This window comes from Candidatus Leptovillus gracilis (assembly GCA_016716065.1).
Taxonomy (GTDB): Bacteria; Chloroflexota; Anaerolineae; order Promineifilales; family Promineifilaceae; genus Leptovillus; species Leptovillus gracilis.
In genome coordinates, this window is the sequence record JADJXA010000027.1 from 1 (window position 1) to 16,741 (window position 16,741).

General features: G+C 56.9%; 25 protein-coding genes and 1 pseudogene. 13 read left to right on the plus strand and 13 right to left on the minus strand.

From position 1 onward, the window contains the following. The first annotated feature begins 354 nt into the window (after positions 1-354). The 9 genes and pseudogenes from IPM39_28530 to IPM39_28570 all read left to right on the plus strand — a co-directional run bounded on the left by IPM39_28530 (position 355) and on the right by IPM39_28570 (position 4,390). Positions 355-552, plus strand: coding sequence for a hypothetical protein (locus tag IPM39_28530; GenBank protein MBK8989962.1), 198 nt, complete (start codon positions 355-357; stop codon positions 550-552). A gap of 308 nt (positions 553-860) precedes the next feature. After that, complete coding sequence (locus tag IPM39_28535) at positions 861-1,250, plus strand: hypothetical protein (protein MBK8989963.1); 390 nt, start codon at positions 861-863, stop codon at positions 1,248-1,250. Next, entirely contained in the window at positions 1,228-1,473 is a 246-nt protein-coding gene (locus IPM39_28540) for a hypothetical protein (protein MBK8989964.1), read from the plus strand. Before IPM39_28535 ends, IPM39_28540 begins: the two co-directional genes overlap by 23 nt. Positions 1,474-1,501: 28 nt before the next feature. Then, positions 1,502-1,672: a hypothetical protein gene (locus IPM39_28545; GenBank protein ID MBK8989965.1), complete on the plus strand. Its 171-nt coding sequence runs from the start codon at positions 1,502-1,504 to the stop codon at positions 1,670-1,672. A 161-nt stretch (positions 1,673-1,833) separates the two neighbouring features. After that, on the plus strand, positions 1,834-2,157 hold the full coding sequence (locus IPM39_28550) for an ATP-binding protein (protein ID MBK8989966.1): 324 nt from the start codon (positions 1,834-1,836) through the stop codon (positions 2,155-2,157). A 967-nt stretch (positions 2,158-3,124) separates the two neighbouring features. Then, the gene (rpmB, locus tag IPM39_28555; GenBank protein ID MBK8989967.1) at positions 3,125-3,361 is read left to right on the plus strand and encodes a 50S ribosomal protein L28; all 237 of its coding nucleotides are present in this window, start codon (positions 3,125-3,127) and stop codon (positions 3,359-3,361) included. Positions 3,362-3,459: 98 nt separating this feature from the next. After that, a complete protein-coding gene (gene rpmG, locus IPM39_28560) occupies positions 3,460-3,624 on the plus strand; it encodes a 50S ribosomal protein L33 (protein MBK8989968.1) in 165 nt (54 codons plus the stop codon). Positions 3,625-3,710: 86 nt separating this feature from the next. Continuing rightward, a pseudogene (locus IPM39_28565) lies at positions 3,711-3,848 on the plus strand (GTP-binding protein). A 38-nt stretch (positions 3,849-3,886) separates the two neighbouring features. Beyond that, positions 3,887-4,390, plus strand: a complete 504-nt coding sequence (locus IPM39_28570; GenBank protein MBK8989969.1) for a DDE-type integrase/transposase/recombinase — start codon at positions 3,887-3,889, stop codon at positions 4,388-4,390. Between the two features lie 80 nt (positions 4,391-4,470). Here IPM39_28570 and IPM39_28575 read toward each other — a convergent pair whose 3' ends face one another. The 13 genes from IPM39_28575 to IPM39_28635 form a co-directional block, all read right to left on the minus strand. After that, positions 4,471-4,740 carry an SPASM domain-containing protein gene (locus tag IPM39_28575; protein MBK8989970.1) on the minus strand — a complete coding sequence of 90 codons (270 nt, stop codon included), beginning with the start codon at positions 4,738-4,740 and terminating at the stop codon, positions 4,471-4,473. Further along, a complete protein-coding gene (locus IPM39_28580) occupies positions 4,709-5,722 on the minus strand; it encodes a radical SAM protein (protein MBK8989971.1) in 1,014 nt (337 codons plus the stop codon). Before IPM39_28580 ends, IPM39_28575 begins: the two co-directional genes overlap by 32 nt. An 81-nt stretch (positions 5,723-5,803) precedes the next feature. Next, on the minus strand, positions 5,804-6,055 hold the full coding sequence (locus tag IPM39_28585; protein MBK8989972.1) for a TM0996/MTH895 family glutaredoxin-like protein: 252 nt from the start codon (positions 6,053-6,055) through the stop codon (positions 5,804-5,806). 94 nt (positions 6,056-6,149) lie between these two features. Further along, on the minus strand, positions 6,150-6,521 hold the full coding sequence (locus tag IPM39_28590) for a hypothetical protein (GenBank protein MBK8989973.1): 372 nt from the start codon (positions 6,519-6,521) through the stop codon (positions 6,150-6,152). Then, positions 6,521-6,763: a hypothetical protein gene (locus IPM39_28595; GenBank protein ID MBK8989974.1), complete on the minus strand. Its 243-nt coding sequence runs from the start codon at positions 6,761-6,763 to the stop codon at positions 6,521-6,523. Before IPM39_28595 ends, IPM39_28590 begins: the two co-directional genes overlap by 1 nt. Before the next feature lie 213 nt (positions 6,764-6,976). Beyond that, entirely contained in the window at positions 6,977-8,098 is a 1,122-nt protein-coding gene (locus tag IPM39_28600; GenBank protein ID MBK8989975.1) for a vitamin K epoxide reductase family protein, read from the minus strand. Continuing rightward, positions 8,099-8,470, minus strand: coding sequence for a hypothetical protein (locus IPM39_28605; protein MBK8989976.1), 372 nt, complete (start codon positions 8,468-8,470; stop codon positions 8,099-8,101). It lies immediately after the preceding gene. Next, the gene (locus tag IPM39_28610) at positions 8,445-8,717 is read right to left on the minus strand and encodes a hypothetical protein (GenBank protein MBK8989977.1); all 273 of its coding nucleotides are present in this window, start codon (positions 8,715-8,717) and stop codon (positions 8,445-8,447) included. Before IPM39_28610 ends, IPM39_28605 begins: the two co-directional genes overlap by 26 nt. Positions 8,718-8,768: 51 nt before the next feature. Further along, the gene (locus tag IPM39_28615; protein MBK8989978.1) at positions 8,769-9,203 is read right to left on the minus strand and encodes a 4Fe-4S binding protein; all 435 of its coding nucleotides are present in this window, start codon (positions 9,201-9,203) and stop codon (positions 8,769-8,771) included. Beyond that, on the minus strand, positions 9,154-9,603 hold the full coding sequence (locus IPM39_28620) for a sulfite exporter TauE/SafE family protein (GenBank protein MBK8989979.1): 450 nt from the start codon (positions 9,601-9,603) through the stop codon (positions 9,154-9,156). Before IPM39_28620 ends, IPM39_28615 begins: the two co-directional genes overlap by 50 nt. Next, entirely contained in the window at positions 9,600-10,025 is a 426-nt protein-coding gene (locus IPM39_28625) for a hypothetical protein (protein ID MBK8989980.1), read from the minus strand. The genes IPM39_28620 and IPM39_28625 overlap by 4 nt, the downstream gene beginning before the upstream one ends. Further along, a complete protein-coding gene (locus tag IPM39_28630; GenBank protein MBK8989981.1) occupies positions 10,025-11,086 on the minus strand; it encodes a permease in 1,062 nt (353 codons plus the stop codon). The genes IPM39_28625 and IPM39_28630 overlap by 1 nt, the downstream gene beginning before the upstream one ends. 12 nt (positions 11,087-11,098) lie before the next feature. Then, positions 11,099-11,515 carry a winged helix-turn-helix transcriptional regulator gene (locus tag IPM39_28635; protein MBK8989982.1) on the minus strand — a complete coding sequence of 139 codons (417 nt, stop codon included), beginning with the start codon at positions 11,513-11,515 and terminating at the stop codon, positions 11,099-11,101. Positions 11,516-12,167: 652 nt separating this feature from the next. Here IPM39_28635 and IPM39_28640 point away from each other — a divergent pair. From IPM39_28640 to IPM39_28655, 4 genes are all read left to right on the plus strand, one after another. Further along, on the plus strand, positions 12,168-12,923 hold the full coding sequence (locus tag IPM39_28640; protein MBK8989983.1) for a TVP38/TMEM64 family protein: 756 nt from the start codon (positions 12,168-12,170) through the stop codon (positions 12,921-12,923). Further along, positions 12,923-14,434, plus strand: coding sequence for a mercuric reductase (locus IPM39_28645; GenBank protein ID MBK8989984.1), 1,512 nt, complete (start codon positions 12,923-12,925; stop codon positions 14,432-14,434). The genes IPM39_28640 and IPM39_28645 overlap by 1 nt, the downstream gene beginning before the upstream one ends. 106 nt (positions 14,435-14,540) lie before the next feature. Continuing rightward, entirely contained in the window at positions 14,541-15,827 is a 1,287-nt protein-coding gene (locus tag IPM39_28650) for an ABC transporter substrate-binding protein (GenBank protein MBK8989985.1), read from the plus strand. A gap of 55 nt (positions 15,828-15,882) precedes the next feature. Beyond that, entirely contained in the window at positions 15,883-16,731 is an 849-nt protein-coding gene (locus IPM39_28655; protein ID MBK8989986.1) for an ABC transporter permease subunit, read from the plus strand. The last annotated feature ends 10 nt before the right edge of the window (positions 16,732-16,741 follow it).

Consider the following 16,741-nt stretch of genomic DNA (forward strand, 5'->3'; position numbering starts at 1 on the left):
TAGAAGGCTGTTCGGACCAGCGACGAACCAGAATTACCCACTGACGACAATTAGGGAAATGCCCAGTTGAAGGCGTCAACGTGACTGCGGCTAAGCTCCTGACATTTATGCTTAAGGAGTAAAAGCAATGACAGCCACCGACGCACAAGTGGGGATTGCTATGCGTGAACGAAAAAGGGGTAAGAATCAGGAACGGGAGGCGGCCAAAGCCAATCTGCGCGGCCGCAAAACAGTCCAGCAAATACGAGCAGTCGGGTTTGCTGCCCGTCAACTAGAAAGCGCGGACGTACAGACACGACCGGATGCTTGCTGCTGGTGGCCGATGTTAGAGAAAATGCTGACCGCGGCCCCGAGTTGGAAGCTAAGACATTGTTCAACTGGCTGTGCGAACAGCAGCCGGGCAAATACCGGGAGGGTCAACTGCGTACCCTGCAACGACGTGTCACGACCTGGCGGGCGCTGAACCAAGAGCAAACGGCCAGTCTGGACCAGATACGGGAGCCAGGCGAGATGATGCAGTTGGACAGCACCTGGATGACCGAACTAGAGTGACGCTGGAGGGACAACCGTTCAAACACATGTCATCCACAGCGTCCTGCCTTATTCCAACTGGGAATGGGGGCGTGACGCGGTAAGGAATCGTTGAGCGCGGTGCGCCTGGGCTTACAAAGCGCATTGCTGAAATTGGGCTAGGTACGCAAATTGTCCAGACAGACAACAGTTCGGCGGCAACCGCCCGCTTGCGCAGTGATGAAGAGGACGCGAGCGGCCGTACACCGATGAGTATCTGGCGCTGCTGGCCCGCTGTGGCCTGGCGCCGCAGACGTTGTCTGGGTGCGTCTGACGGGGAGGATGGGGATGTGGAATCGAGCAACGGCAATAAACAGTCGGTGGCGCAGCAGTTGTTGCTGCGTGGCGACCGCGATTTCGCCAGCCTGGCGGTGTATGAGACCCTTTTGTTTGACATCATGGACAAGCGCAACAAACGGCGCGGATGGGATTGCGCGGAAAGTGGCGGTGATGCGGCCGTTGTCAAGCCACGCCGCTGGCTAACTTTAGCGGAAACTGCGGCTGCGCGTCCAGTCAGGGCGACCTCGTTCGAGTACTGGAAGACTTATTCTGTGCTGCCCGTCGCTCATCGGCAAAATGGTGACGGTGGTTTATCCACACGGTGGTCGTTGGAGATTTATTACGCCCGGTCGACTGGTAGACCGACCGCCCGGCTCATTGGCAATAAGTCCGCCGGGTGATTACCGCCCGCGCATCATTGACCGGCTTGCTGCGCAAACCGGGGGCTTTCGCCGCTACCGGTATCAGGACGAGTTGTTCCCCTCGCTCGTCTTTCGGCAGGCGTGGGAGGCGCTGGACCGGCAGTATGCGCCACGCCAGGCCGATTTAGCTTATTGCGGATTCTGCATCTGGCGGCGCGTCATCTGGAGTGTGATGTGGCGGCGGCTTTGGAGCTGCTGCTGACCACCGGTCAGACGTGGAGCAGGTGGATGTGGCCGAACTCCTGCGTGTGGAAACGGCAGTCGTGCCGGCGCTGACGCAGCCGGTGGTGGATGCGCGCCTGTACGACCAGTTGTTGGTCGGCGGTGGCGCGCTGAGCGGTGGCGCGCTGAGCGGTGGCGCTGAACGGTGGCGCGCTGAGCGGTGGCGCGCTGAGCGGTAGCGCGCTGAGCGGTGGCGCGCTGGGCGGTGGGCATGACGACAGGCATGAATCAGAGCGAGATGGTGCGGCTGCATTGCAAGACGCTGCGGCTGCCGACGATGGCAGCGGCGCTTGAGGAAGGATGCGCTGCGCGAACTGGATAACTGGCCGCTGGATGCTTTTTGGCCCACTTGTTGGAACAGGAGGTGGCGACGCGGCAGCAGCGGCGCATTGAGCGTCTGCGGCTGGGTCAAGCTGCCGCCGGGAAAACGTTTGCCGTTTTTGACGAAGGCCGCTTGCCGCTGCGCATCCGGCGGCGGTTACCCTTTTTGCAGGCCGGGGACTTTGTCAATCAGGCCCAGAATGTGTTGTGCTTTGGTTTACCGGGCACGGGCAAAACGCATCTGGCGGCGATCAGTGAGCATCTGTTGGTGGTGAAAACGGCCGTTTCGGTTGCTGTTTACGCCGACCTTCAAGCTGGGGTGGGGCGGCTGTTGCCGGGCTAACCAGGAATATGAACTGGAACGAGAACTGCGGCGTTTAGACCGGTTTGGGGTGGTCATTCTGGATGATATTGGCTATGTGCAGCAGAGTCAAGGGAAGAGATGGAGGTGTTGTTCACCTTTTTGAGCGAGCGGTATGAGCGGCACAGTCTGGTGATTACCCCTCACCCTGGTCTTTTCGGGTGGGACAAGATGTTAAGGACCCATTGACGACGGCGACCGCCATAGACCGGGTGGTGCATCATAGCATCATCATTGAGTTTGGGCGAGACATCCAGGTATGCGCATGGAAGAGGCGCAACGGAGTCAGGCGGCGCTGCGACCAGAGGTGGGCGTAGGGCAACTTTTCATGGGGAGAAAATCGTGGCAAAAATGACGCCAGAAATCCGAGACCAACTCTTGTTCTGTTATCCCGACCCGTGCCTGTGTGCTCGGTGGAGTCACCCGCCTGGTTGCCTGGTTGGAAACGGCGTCGGCCTTCCGCTTATTGCAGTGGACAGCGGCGCAATCTGTCGCGGGCATGGCCCGTTGTATGGACCTGTGTCTTTCCGCAAGGAGCGGCGGCGGCAGATGGGACTGTGGTATGCCTATCGCCGGGTGCATGGCGTTTTGTACAAGCGGTATGTTGGTAAGTCGTATGGTTGACGCTGGCGCGGTTGGAGGAAACGGCCGTGTGGCTCAATGAGATATGGTGACAGATGGGAAGCATTAAGGAGGGCCTATGGTGGTGGTTGGCAGGCTGGCTGACGGCTTGTCGGGGCGTGTTTTTATGGGAACGGTATGGGCATTTCTAATTGTCGTTGATGGGCATTTCTAATTGTCGTTGACAGGCTGTTCGCGGCCCGACGGCTGCAACGCCGTCTATGCGCCGGTACTGGACCGATTTGGTCCGTAGTCAGTGAAGATGGTTGGCGAGTTGGTTAGCCAACCATCTCGCCAACTTAACCAACCCATTATCAGGAGAAACAACATGGCAAAATGTAAACTGAGCGGCCGTAAACCGATGAGCGGCAACAACGTCTCGTTTTCGCAAAGGAAGACGAAGCGTGTTTTCAAACCTAACGTGCAAAGCAAAAAAATCTACGTCCCCGAATTGGGGCGCAGCGTGCGCATCCAGATGTCCACCCGCGCCATGCGCACGGTGGACAAAGTCGGCCTGATGCCTTATTTGCGGCAGCAAGGGCTGGCCTTAAAAGACGTTTTATGAGAGCGAGAGCTAGAGCTAGAGCTAGAGCGAGAGCTAGAGCTAGAGGAAGAAGTCTACTCTAGCTCTCGCTCTCGCTCTAGCTCTCAAAGGAGAGACCAATGGCTAAGAAAAAAGGGCCGCGCCAGCTTATCAAGCTGCGCAGCACGGAGAGCAGTTACACCTATTACAGCCAGAAGAACCGGCGCAATACGGCCGCACGCCTGGAGCTGCGTAAGTATGATCCCACGTTAAGGCGGCATGTTACGTTTCGGGAAAGCCGGTAGGCAACGGGTGGCGAGTGAGGGACGCGGTTAACAAACAGCCCGCCAATCCGAAATCCGCAATCCGCAATCCGCAATCAAAATAACCTATGGATACTAAAATTCCTATCACCATCCTTACCGGCTTCCTCGGCGCGGGCAAGACGACGCTGCTCAACCACATCCTGCACGGCGACCACGGCCTGCGCATGGCGGTGCTGGTGAATGATTTCGGCGAGGTGAATATTGGGGTTCCCCAAAAAAGTGGACACACACAAGAGACAAATTGAGTCCACTTGTTTTGGAGGTAACCAATGAAAAAACAAATGGGAGAATATCCAGAGTTATTCAAAGCACAAGCGGTCAGCCTGCTGCGCCTAATCAACTGGCTCAGGATTTCGGCGCCAGCCAGCCGGCGGAAAAATGGTGTGGGGATATCACCTACGTTTGGACGGCCGTTGGCTGGTTGTACCTGGCTGTGGTGATTGACCTCTATTCCTGCCGTATCGTGGGCTGGGCGATGAATGCCCGGATGACCGCGCAATTGGTCAGAGATGCCTTTCAGATGGCTTGGCGGCAGTGTCGGCCCCAAGCAGGCCTTTTGTTTCACTCCGACCGAGGCAGTCAATACACCAGTCAGGAATTTCAACGATTGCTTCAGGCTTGTCAGGTCAAGGCGAGCATGAGCGGGACTGGCAATTGCTACCGACAGCATCGGCACTCTGCGTTAGGATACGTGAGTCCGCAAGCCTACGAAGCCAGTTATCAAAAACAGGCGTTAGCGGTATGACCATTATCTGTGTCTACTAAAACGGGGGGACCCCAGAAGAGGCCCCATCGGCCAAATGGATAAGTTATTTAAGTGCCATTCTAAGGACATTGAATAACACCCTGTGCCCATAAACAACTACCACAGGCCGGAAATTCATTGCCAAAACAATCCTCTTCGTTTGCTTCCGACAGCTCACAACCACCGCAGAAAGTGCAAGGCGCAAAGGCAAAGCTCTGCACTTTTTGCCGATACGTCACATAGTCATCGTCCAGCCAGATGTCCAACAGGTCCCGCTCGTTGACATTGCCGACAACGTGCCGCCGCGATTGGTGCGGCTTACCATGCAGGTAGCTGGTGTGCGTGTGCATCAGCGGCCAACAAGGACTGACGCCACCGTCCCAGCCAATAGAAACGGTACCGCTTTCGATGAAATTGCACGTCGCTGGCCCCGCCCAGACTATTCCCGGCAAAGGTAACATTGTAACCACTTTGCAGCGCCCGGAAAAAGGCAGCCTGCGTCTTTTCAGTCAGGTCCATACGTGGCAGGCTCAGTTTGGCGTGCCAGGGCGAATCCATGTAAGTCAGGTCGTGCAGGGTATGGGTGTAAAGCATCTCTGTCTGCATCTCGGCCGTATAGGGCATGACGTTGCTCACCGAGAAATGTTTGGCCCCAAGGGAACGGCCGATCCGCAGCACGTCGGGCAAATCGTGGATGTTACGAGCCATGGCCACAAACGCAATGCCAATTTCTGGGTGTGGTCTGTGGCTGCCCTGGCGCATTTTACGGAAGCGCGATAGGTTGGCAATCACTTTGGGCAGTTCGGCCCCCAGACGCACGTCGGCGTAACTTTCCGGCGTCGCCCCATCAATGGAAACCCAGATCACGTCCAGTCCGGCGTCAATCAACTCCCGGGACCGCTTTTCCGTGAGCATGGTTCCGTTGGTAATCAGTTCGGTGCGCGCCCCGGCTGCGTGCGCCTGCGCGATCCACTCTATGGTGTGTTTGTGGAACAGCGGTTCCCCCAACCCGCCGAAAAAAATCGTGGGAATTGGCGAGAGCCGCTGCACATTTTCCACAATCCGGTCAAACGTGGTTTGCCTCATGCGACCCAGGCTTTCATCCCAACTGTTGCGAATGCAGGTGCGGCAGGCGATGTTGCAGGCGTCGGTTGGCTCGACGTACACCTTGGTCAGATGGGTGACGGGTCGGTGCATTTGTACCTGGTTGCCGCTGTTTTCCAGGCGCACTTTGGCGCCTGGCTGCAAACCGTACTGCACTGCCAATTCTGGCGGCAAGATCAATCTTCCTTGCTCGTCAATTTCCCCCCAGAGTGTTGGCTTACTATTCATGCGATCACCTTGCCGTTATACTCAAAGGTGCCACTAATGCCCCCGTTTCTGGACGCAGTTTTCGGCGGCGCTAAGACCTGGCTAACCAGCGGCCAGTGCGCTTTTGACCCAACCAATCACTTCCGCATCTTTGGGGATGCGGCCGGCAGCGACCAGTTTTTCATTGATTACCAGTCCTGGCGTGGACAATAAGTTATAAGCCATGATTTGTCCGTAATCAGTGACCTTGATGATTTCAGCTTCAACCCCCAGAGTGGTTACTGCATTTTTGGCGGCCGCTTCTACTTTTTGACAGTTGGAACAGCCTGGACCTAATACTTTGATTTGCAACATACTTATCTCCAAATAATGTGCCTGCTACACAGACTGTAGTTCCGCAAAATCACTTCGACAACCATCGAAGTATATAATTGAGAACAGCGTGGTGTTAGTGACAAATGCAACGGGATTGATATGACTGTTCAGACAATCTTCCTGGGTGTCTATGCCGCCTCCGACACCATCCGGCACAACACCAGGTTCCCGGCCGCGTACAGCTCGTGGTGTCTACGCCAAAGTTTTGCCGTGACAGGCGAGAGTCGGAGCGCACTGGGGAGGCGTTGCTGACTTCGGGCAGGTTCAACTCGTGGCGCAGCCGGTTGGCGGACAGGGCGTCAATTTGCGCCGCCAGATAGTGAGCGCGGTGGTAGTACAATTCGGCCGTTTGTCGCAGCCCTTTTGTTTGCCTTTGAGCGCGTGCCACCATCTCAGTCATCTGCTGCAAATTGGCTAAAGGCTGCTGGCGGTGGGTCGTGTCCATCAAGATCCGTCCAGGTTCCGTGCGCCGACTTGTGCCTCCATCACCGCCCTTTTAGCGCCGCCGTAAACGTCCCGGCCAGGACGATGGGCACGCCCCGACTCCGTGCCTGGGACGTTGATTTCCAGCGCTCCCAGCATATTCAGCGCCAGGGCAAAGCAGACAATGGCGACGAGTTCGTAGCCCCAGCTATGCAGCCCGGTAAAGGCGCTGCCCAGCAGCGCGGCCGTCACGCCTAGAATCATAAACGTGGTCGCCAGCCCCACAGCGAAGCCCAGAAAAAGGGCAAAGCACGGCCGCGCGTGGGCGTTGTCGTACCGCCGACCTAGCCTGCCAGCAGCGGAATCATGGCGATATTGCAGGGGCCAATATTGGTGACAATGCCGCCGAGAAAGACGAGGCCAAAAGCGATGAGCCGGCCATGGTGGTATCAATTTCCATCAGGCAGGTTCCCCGGTTTAGCGGCGGCGTGAATGGCTGGACGGTGCGGGTTGTAGATGGGGCGCGGCCGTTTCCACGCTTATCAGCAACAGCAGCGTCATCAGTACGGCTGAAGTCAGGCACCAGGCGCAGACCGCGCCGATGACAAAGGGTTCCAGGTAGGTGAGGTAGATGGAGAAGAACACGCCAAAAGCGCTCATCGCCAGCAAGGCCAGCGCTGCCCGCTTATCACCCTGCCATTGGCCCCAGGCCCAGGCGGCCAGAATGGCGACGTAGCCCAGAACACCCAGGACGCCAATGGGGATGCCAAAGAGATAGGCGTATTCGCTGGTTTGCACGGCGTTGCAATCGCCGACCGGGCCGCAGACGGCGGCGACGGCCTGGGTTTCCACGTAGGCCAGGTAAGCGGCCACGCCCAGGCCAAGCACAGCCAGAATGGGCAGCACGGTCTGGATCCAGGTCGGGGGCGGCTTCCTTATTTTCCCCTGTCTGGCCTGCCACAGGCGCACGGCCGTATAACCCAGCGCCAACACCATGCCAATGAGGATCATCACCGCCAGTAGAAAGCCGTCACGGGCGGGTGGGGCGGCTGTGGCTGCCGGCTGGGGTAAATTCTCTGGCGTGAGCAGGGACGCGGCCGGTGCTGGGGCAACGGCCGTTTCTACAGGAACGGCCGTTTCTAACTCCGGCAGAAACCATTCCAGCCCCGGCGCCTGCGGCCAACCGACGCCGCCCGCCGCCAGATGGCGCTCAATCAGGTCGGGTAATTCGGCCGGAATCTGGGCAGAACCAATGAGAACGGCGTCGCCTATTAAAAGAAAAGGCACGCCAATGGCTTCTCGCGGTGCGCCCAGGGCCGCGCCCAGGTCAAACAGGTGATCAAACTCTTCGGCGTTGGTCAGTTCAATCAGTTCTAGCTGCCACTGGTCGCCATATTTCTCGGCCAGCGGCGGCAGCACATTTTCTTTGACCCAGGCGCAGTGGCCGCAGCCTTCCATCCAGAACATGACGGCTTTGACGGTGGGTTGTTCCTGGGCGTGGCTGGGGGAGGGGGCAACGGCCGTTGTGCTTATCAGCAAGCCAAGCAGCAGCAGAATAACAAAATACCACTTTATCTTTCTATTTTTTTTCTTCATCATTCATCCTTTATACGCGCTGATCAGGTAGGCGTTGGCGTCGCGCCACGCTTCTGTAATTTGGCTGAAACCGGCCTGTTGGAGCGCCTGTTTGATTTGATCCGGCCAGACGCGGTGGTCGCCGGGCGGGCCAGATTGGTCGGCGGCATCGGGCCGCCATTCTAAAATGGCGACCCATCCACCAGGACGGGCGACGCGCAGCATTTCAGCGGCTAAATCGCCCTCGACTTCGTGGTAAACAAAAGCGGTCCAGATGAAATCGGTAACGGCCGTTGCCAATCCAATCTCCGGCAGTTCCCCCAAAACGGGGATGACGCGCGCCGGGGGCAGCCCACGCCGATAATCTGAATTAACATGCGGAATTCTCCAGTTCAAACAGGCGGTGAACGGCCGTTTCTTTCATGCGACAAGATGACGCTTTCGGGATGTTCAATTGATTGACCAACACGCCATCCACCAAAATACCCGGCGATGAGCGCAGCTCATATTCAGCCATCATTTGTTGCCCTTTTTCCGTCTCCAGGTCAATGGGTGTATACGCAACCTGATTTTCGTCCAGGTAGGGCAGCACTTTCTGGCTGCGGCGGCAGTTGGCTGCCGGTAAGATGACAATCTCTTTCACAGGTTTTCCCTGTTGGTGAGATTGGTCCAATCTCCAAGATTGGACCAATCTCTACGTGGTCGGTTCGCCTTGAGCCGTATTATACTTCTCGCAGTAGGTGCGCGGCATCTCTTTGCTCTGGTGCAGCAGCTTTTCGTCGCGGACGAGCTGCCGCACGTAGTCAGCGGCAGGGAACTCGATGGCTTCGCGGGTGCAGCCGATCATGTACATCATCGGCTGCACCACGACCGGCACGTTGCGCTCGTAATCAAAGCTATAGACGCCCCGCCCACAGGAGATGGCGCACAGCCCGCAGCCCACGCAGCGGTCGGCGACGATAGGTCGAACAGCCCCAGGACCGGCGTGGCGATGGGGACCACCCCCAGTCCCTTCATGCCGGCGACAAACGAGAGGGTAAACAAGATGATAGTGATGACGACGTATAACATGGTGGCTCCTACAGACTACCGAAACAACCGGCAGCGCCGCCAACGCCCACTTCCACACCCCGACTTAATGTTTTTTCGCACGGTTTCGGTCTGTAAAAGAGCATCATGGCTCCGGCAAAAACCAGAAAGGCGGCAAACAGTCCCAGCAGCAGACGACGGTCTACATAGGGCGTCAGTCGCGCGCCAAAGGGGGCCAGGAGTACGGCCGTTATCAGCCCCGGCAGCCCCAGCCGCCAATTCACCAGCCCGCTGCGCCAGTAGTTGACAGAGGCAAACATCAGGCTGACCACATTGAGAAGAAGGGCAACGGCCGTGGCCTCAGCCAGCGGCACGCCCATGTAATAAAACAACGGTACAAAGAGGAACGCCGCCCCCAGGCCGGCCATCGCCATTAGTCCTGAAAAGAAAAAGACGACAACGGCGTTCACCAGGTAAAACATGGCGCTCAACTCGTTCATGGTGCTGTGCAACCGGCACAGTCCAACCAAAGCGGCTGGCCTTCTACCAACCGAAGGTAAGGCTCGGCTACCAGCTCACCGCAGCCGGTGCACACGGCAAAACGAATGATTTCCGCCGGTTCCTGCCAGTCGTAAGCCACTACTGGTCCCACCGTCATGATTTGTTCTGCTGGCGCGTCCCAGATTAGATTGACCAGTTCCAACTGTTCCGCTTCCGGGATTTGCGTCGGCGGTACGCCAGCCGAGCGCTTCTGCATGAAGGCCGATTCCTTGATTTGCTTTTGCAGCGTCGGTTTATAGGCCACGTGCACCGCTTTCTTGTGCGCCTTGTCAATCAGCGTCAATGCCAGTTTGCCTTTGGGGTCTTTGCTGATGTTACCCTTGCCAAAGGTGCAGCCGGTGGTGTTTGGACCAATCTGCATTAACGAACAATAAAGTTAAAGAGATAGCCGGTGAAAACAATTGCCGTGCCAACGATACCGATAAACATCATGATCAGGGGCGTCTTGATTACGCGCTTCAATATGAGCATCTCCGGCAGGCTGAGGGCCACCACCGACATCATGAAGGCCAGCACCGTGCCCAACGCCGCGCCTTTGGCCATCAGGGCGGAGACCACCGGGATAATGCCGGCGGCGTTGGAATAAAGCGGGATGCCTAACAAAACGGCCGCCGGCACTGCCCACCACGAACTGCGCCCCATAATGTTGGCGAGATAATCTTCCGGCACAAAGCCATGAATGGCGGCGCCGATACCAATGCCTATAATGACGTAGGGCCACACCTTGCCCACGATTTCTTTGGTGCTGCCGCCAGCATCGCGGATGCGGTCGTCCCAGGTGGGCTTGTAGGTGACGCCTGTATGTGGTCCGGCTTTGATCTGCCAGACAAAATCTTCCACGTAGCGTTCTGGTTTCAACCGGCCAATAATCATGCCGCCGATGATGGCGATGAGCAGACCGCTGACCATATACAGCCCGGCGATTTGCCAGCCAAACATGCCAAAAAGCATGGCTAAGGCGATTTCATTGACCATGGGCGTGGCAATGAGAAAGGAAAAGGTGACGCCCAGCGGCACGCCGCTCTCGACAAAGCCGATGAACAGGGGCACGGCCGAGCAGGAACAAAAGGGCGTGATGACACCCAAGCTGGCGGCCAGGACGTTGCCTACGCCTTCGCGTTTGCCACCCAGCGCCGCCCGCGCCTGTTCCGGGGTAAAGAAAGAGCGGGCCATGGTGATAAGGAAGATCATGCCGGCCAGCAGCATGAGAATTTTGGGCACGTCGTAAAAGAAAAAATTGACCGACTGCCCCAGGTGGGACAAGGGCGACAAACCGATGACGGTGTACGTGAGCCAGTCGGCAAAGTTTTGCAGTTGGCCCCAGGCCAGCCACCAGAGAACGGCCAGGGCAATAACCAGAGTCGGCAGCTTCCAGCCTTGTTTGGGTTGTGAAGTGGTGATTTGTTCTGTTGTTGTGGACATCAATACTGCTCCTCAATCAGTTTTGTATTTTGCGCCGGTGGTGCCGGCGAATAAGTCAATTTCTGGGTCGTGACCAGCGGTTCCTTCCGGGCCGCACAGATGCATTTGCAAGGTGACGCGGGTTGGATTTAGGAAGTCACCCAGCCATTGATGTATCGCGGCTAGAGTGGACACATCGGCTTGATAATAAATCCAACGGCCGTCCACGGCGTCACGCCTATCTTGCACCAACCCGGCCTGGCGCAGCACCTTCAGGTGGTGGGAAAGGAGATTGGCGGGCAATCCCAATTCCTCGGTCAACCAGCCATTGCAGGATGTACCGCGCAGCAGCGCAGCGAAAATACGCAGGCGGTTGGGGTCAGAGAGGGCCTTGAGAACGGCCGTCATGTTTTCTGGCACTAGTTCGTTTTCCATATCTTCCATGTTCATGATCTCACCCCAAATGCCTGTCGGAGCTGTCGTCAGGCAGAAAAGATTCAGTATCTATTGAAATAACTTCACTGGGAGTATATGCCTGTGTTGGTGGCAAGGTTCAGTGACATCTATCACAGGAAAATGTGACAAATGTAACAATTCAATAGGTATTGTACTATTTTAGCGACGACACTTGAGAAGTTCATCTACTTGCTGACTTCACTGACTAGAAAAGAAAGGGAGAGCATTGTCTGATATGCGAGCGACCTGGCAGCTAAGGAACAAGAGTTAATTAACTTACCCGCTGTGGCCGGTCTGCTGACAGGCCACAGCAAATGGACAAGTTATTTAAGTGCCATTCCTAAGTTGACCCCAAGGGGCTGTGTCTGTGGGTTTTGTGGGCAAGGTGGTGTGGCGGAACGGCCGTTGGTTGGCGGCCAAAGTCAGCCGATGGGTGGTTGAAAGCAACCAGAATTCATACACGACACGCAGCCAAAATCTTGTCCATATAGTTGCAATATGTACGTTTTTTAAGGGATCGCCGCGCAACCATTGCCGAAACTCACCTATTGGCACACAATCGGCTGGACTGGCTCTGTTTGAGAGAACGGGAGACTGGGAGAAGGGGAGAAGGGGAGACTGGGAGAACGGGAGACTTAGAGTTTTTATGGTTGATTCACACATGGAACAAGCAAAATCGCCGGGTTTCTGGCAAAAGCACGGCACAAAAATTGCCGCCCTGCTCTTTTGGCTGGTGGTGGTAGGCGGTTACTATGCCTATGCCCGCCAAAATGGACTGACCCTTGAAGAAAGCGTGACCAACATCGCCAATTGGGTGACCGGCAGTGTCTATGGGCCGCTGTTGTATATGGTGCTGTATGCGATACGGCCGTTGCTCTTCTTCCCCGCCACCATCCTCACCCTGCTCGGCGGCTTCCTTTTTGGGCCAATTGGGATCATTTACACCATTATCGGCAGCAATGCCTCGGCGATGGTGGCCTTTGGCGTGGGCTGGTTCTTTGGCAAAAATGTACTGAACAAGGAAGAAGACGCCGGGGTCATCCAACGATATACCCAGCGGATGCGCGACAACAGTTTTGAAACCGTCCTGATTATGCGCCTCATCTTCCTGCCCTATGATTTGGTCAACTACGCTTCTGGCTTCCTGAAAATTAGTTGGAAAGCGTTCCTGGCGGCAACGGCGATTGGCTCGATTCCGGGTACCATCTCCTTTGTCCTGCTGGGTGCGTCGTTTGGCACGCTGGATGAGCTGCTGGCGGGGGAGATTCAGGTCAATCCGGCAACGGCCGTTGCCTCTGTGCTGCTCATTGGGGTCAGTCTGGCTCTGTCGCGCTATGTGAAAAAGCGGGAAGCGGGGAGAGGGGAAGACGGGGAGAACGGGAGACAAGGAGAACGGGAGTAATGGTTAAGCGAATTGAGGTTGCCCCTTTTGATGAATATAACCGGGTGCTGGTGCAGAATGCGCATCCGGCCGACTGGCAGAACCCGACGCCAGACAGCCGTTACAATCTGCTCGTCATCGGTGGCGGGTCGGCGGGATTGGTGGCCGCAGTGGGCGCGGCCGGTGTGGGGGCGAAGGTCGCCCTCGTGGAAAAGCATCTGCTCGGCGGCGACTGTCTGAACGCCGGTTGTGTCCCGTCCAAAACCATCTTGCGCTCGGCCAAAGCGGTGGGCGACATTCGCCGGGCGGCTGAATTAGGTGTGCATGTGGGCGAGGTGACGGTGGATTTTGCGGCCGTCATGGAACGGATGCGCCGCATTCGCGCCGACATCAGCCACCACGATGCGGCGCAACGCTTCCGCGATTTGGGCATAGATGTGTATCTAGGCGAGGGACAGTTTACGGGGAAGCATACGTTTGAGGTAGACGGCCGTACCATCACCTTCAGCAAAGCAGTCATCGCCACCGGTGCTCGCGCCGCCTTCATCCCCATTCCCGGCCTGCAAGAGACGGGCTACATCACCAACGAAGGGGTGTTTGAACTGACCGCGCTCCCGAAACGGCTGGCCGTCATCGGTGCAGGGCCGATTGGGTTGGAGATGGGGCAGGCGTTTGCCCGTTTTGGCAGTGAGGTGGCTATTTTTGATATTACGGCCGTTGTCGGGGCGCAACGTGATCCCGAAGCCGCCGGACTCATCCTCACGGCACTGGCGGCGGATGGCATCCAATTCTTCCTCGAAAGCCAGACGCAAAAAATCGAGCGCGTGGGGGGCGAGAAAATCATCACCTTCACCCACGCCGGGCAGGCCGAAACGCTGGCGGTGGATGAGATTTTGCTGGCCGCCGGCCGTCGCCCGAACATTGAAGGGTTGAATTTGGAAGCGGCGGGGGTGGCCTATACCAAGAAGGGCGTCACCGTCAACGACCGCCTGCAAACGAGTAATCCGGCCATTTACGGCGCGGGGGATGTGGCAATCCCAGCCCAGTTTACGCACACGGCCGATGCCACCGCCCGCATTGTGGTGCAAAATGCCCTCTTTTTGGGGCGCAAAAAGTACAGCGACCTGATCATCCCGTGGACGATCTACACCGACCCGGAAGTCGCCCATGTCGGGCTGTCCGCTTATGATGCGGAGGCGCAAGGGATCGCGGTGGACACCTTTGCCTTTCAGGTGGAAGATACGGATCGAGGCCGCGCCGATAGCGATGATGGCTTTGTCAAAATTTACGTCCGCCAAGGAACGGATAAAATTGTCGGGGCGACGATTATCGCCCGCCACGCGGGCGAGATGATTAGTGAAATCACGACGGCGATGATGGCTGGGGCCGGGTTATCTACGATTGCCCAAACCATCCACCCGTACCCCACGCAGGCGGAAATCATCAAGAAAGCGGCCGATAGTTGGAATCGCACCCGCTTTACGCCGACGGTGGCGAAGTTGTTTGCGAAATGGCTTAGTTGGCAAAGATAGACAGGGAGAACGGGAGACAGGGAGACAAGGAGACTTGGAGACTTGGAGACCTTCTCCCGTTCTCCCCGTCTCCAAGTCTCCCGTTCTCTTCAAAAAAGGAGTTGGTATGAAGAAAATAGCGTTATTGTTGCTCATTCTGTCGTTGGCGGCGTGTGGGGGGGAAACGGCCGTTACCGAACCCACCCCATCTACCCCTGTCACAACCATTGTTGAATCCGCGCCGGAAGGGGCCGCGCCGCCACCCGGTTATGAAGGGCAAACATGGGCGGATATTTTGGCTGAGGCCGAAGGGCAAACAGTCAATTTTTATATGTGGGGTGGCAGTGACCTGATTAACAGTTGGGTGACGGGGTATGTGGCAACGGCCGTACAGGAGCAATACGGCATCACCCTGAACATGGTGCCCATCGTTGATGCCACCGAATACATCAACAAAGTGCTGGGCGAAAAAGAGGCCGGGCGCGACAGCGACGGCACTGTAGATTTGGTCTGGGTCAACGGCGAGAACTTCCGCACCATGCGGCAAGGCGATCTGCTCTACGGCAATTGGTCCCAATTTTTGCCCAGCGCCGCCTATGTCAATTGGGCTGATCCCAGCGTTGCCAACGACTTTGGCTTTGCCGTAGACGGCTACGAATCCCCCTACGGCAAGGCGCAATTTGTGATGATCTACGACAGCGCCCGCGTGCCGGAACCGCCACGCACCATCCCCGCGCTAATCGAGTGGATTAAGGCCAATCCCGGCCAATTCACCTACGCCGCGCCGCCCGACTTCACCGGCAGCGCCTTTGTGCGCCACATCTGCTACCACGCCGCCGGTGGCTACGAAACCCTGCTGGGCGAATTTGATCAGGCGGTGTTTGACGAAAAATCGGCCGCTTGCTGGGCGTTGTTAAACGAGATTGAGCCGTTCTTATGGCGCGAAGGGCAAACCTACCCGGAAAATCGCGCCCGCCAGATTGATCTGTTTGCCAACAGCGAAGTGAGCTTTGACATGGCGTACAACCCGGCCGAGGCGAGTAGTTTGGTGGAGAACGGCCGTTACCCCACCACCACCCGGACCTTCGTCTTCGATAGCGGCACCATCGCCAACACCCACTACGTCGCCATCCCCTATAACTCCCCCAACAAAGCGGCGGCGATGGTTGTCGCCAACTTCCTGCTCTCGCCGGAAGCGCAATTAAGCAAAGCCCAACCGGAAAATTGGGGCGATCTGCCCGTTCTCGACCCGGCGTTATTATCGGCCGATTGGCAGAGCCAATTTGCGGCCATCCCGCGTGGCACAGCCACCCTCTCTACCGAAGAGCTGGCCGCCGCCCGCCTGCCAGAACTACAAGCACCTTGGCTGACGGCGTTTGAGCAAGGCTGGCAGGAATGGGTGTTGCAGAGATGACAAGGTGACAAGGTGAAGGATGGTTTCCGACCTCTCCTCACTACTCTCCTGTGCTATGAAAAAGTTTTCAATCCTACTTATGCTTGCGCCCTCACTAATGGTGATCATTTTGCTGTTTGGAGGAGGGCTGTGGTTGGCGTTGCGGCAAAGTTTAGGTACTGTACCGGGTAGTGGGATGAGTGAATTGAGCTTGGAGGCGTATCGACGGGTGTTTAATGACCCGGCGTTTGGCCGTTCGTTGTTGTTGACGGTGTGGATTGCCGGGGTGAGTACGGCCGTATCCACCCTTCTCGCTCTTATTGCCGCCCTTACTTTGCGCCGCGCTTTTCGCGGCAAGCGCGTGGCGGCCTTTATCTTTCAATCCAACCTGCCCATTCCCCATCTGGTGGGGGCCATTGGCATCCTCTTTCTTTTTTCGCAGAGCGGCTTTCTGGCGCGGTTGGGACATACGCTGGGGCTAATTCAGGTTCCGGCCGATTTTCCGGCGCTGGTATTTGATCCGTATGCCATCGGCATTATTCTGGAATACGTGTGGAAGAGCAGTGTCTTTATGGGCATCATTTTGCTGGCGGCCATGCAAACCATTGGCGAAGATTATGAGCAAGCGGCGCAAACATTGGGGGCCAACCAGTGGCAACGATGGCGATTTGTGCTATTACCACTCTTACGCCCCAGCATCTTGTCGGCCTCCATTCTGGTTTTTGCCTTCACCTTTGGCGCGTTTGAAGTGCCGCTGTTGCTTGGCGCACGCTACCCATCCGCCCTTCCGGTGCTGGCCTACCGGCTCTACACCGATGTAGACCTGAATGCCCGGCCCGAAGCAATGGCGTTAAGCATCATCATCGCCGCGCTGATTACGATGTTGATTTTGGTTTACATGCAACTTTCTAAAAGCAGACCGTGAGAACTGGAGA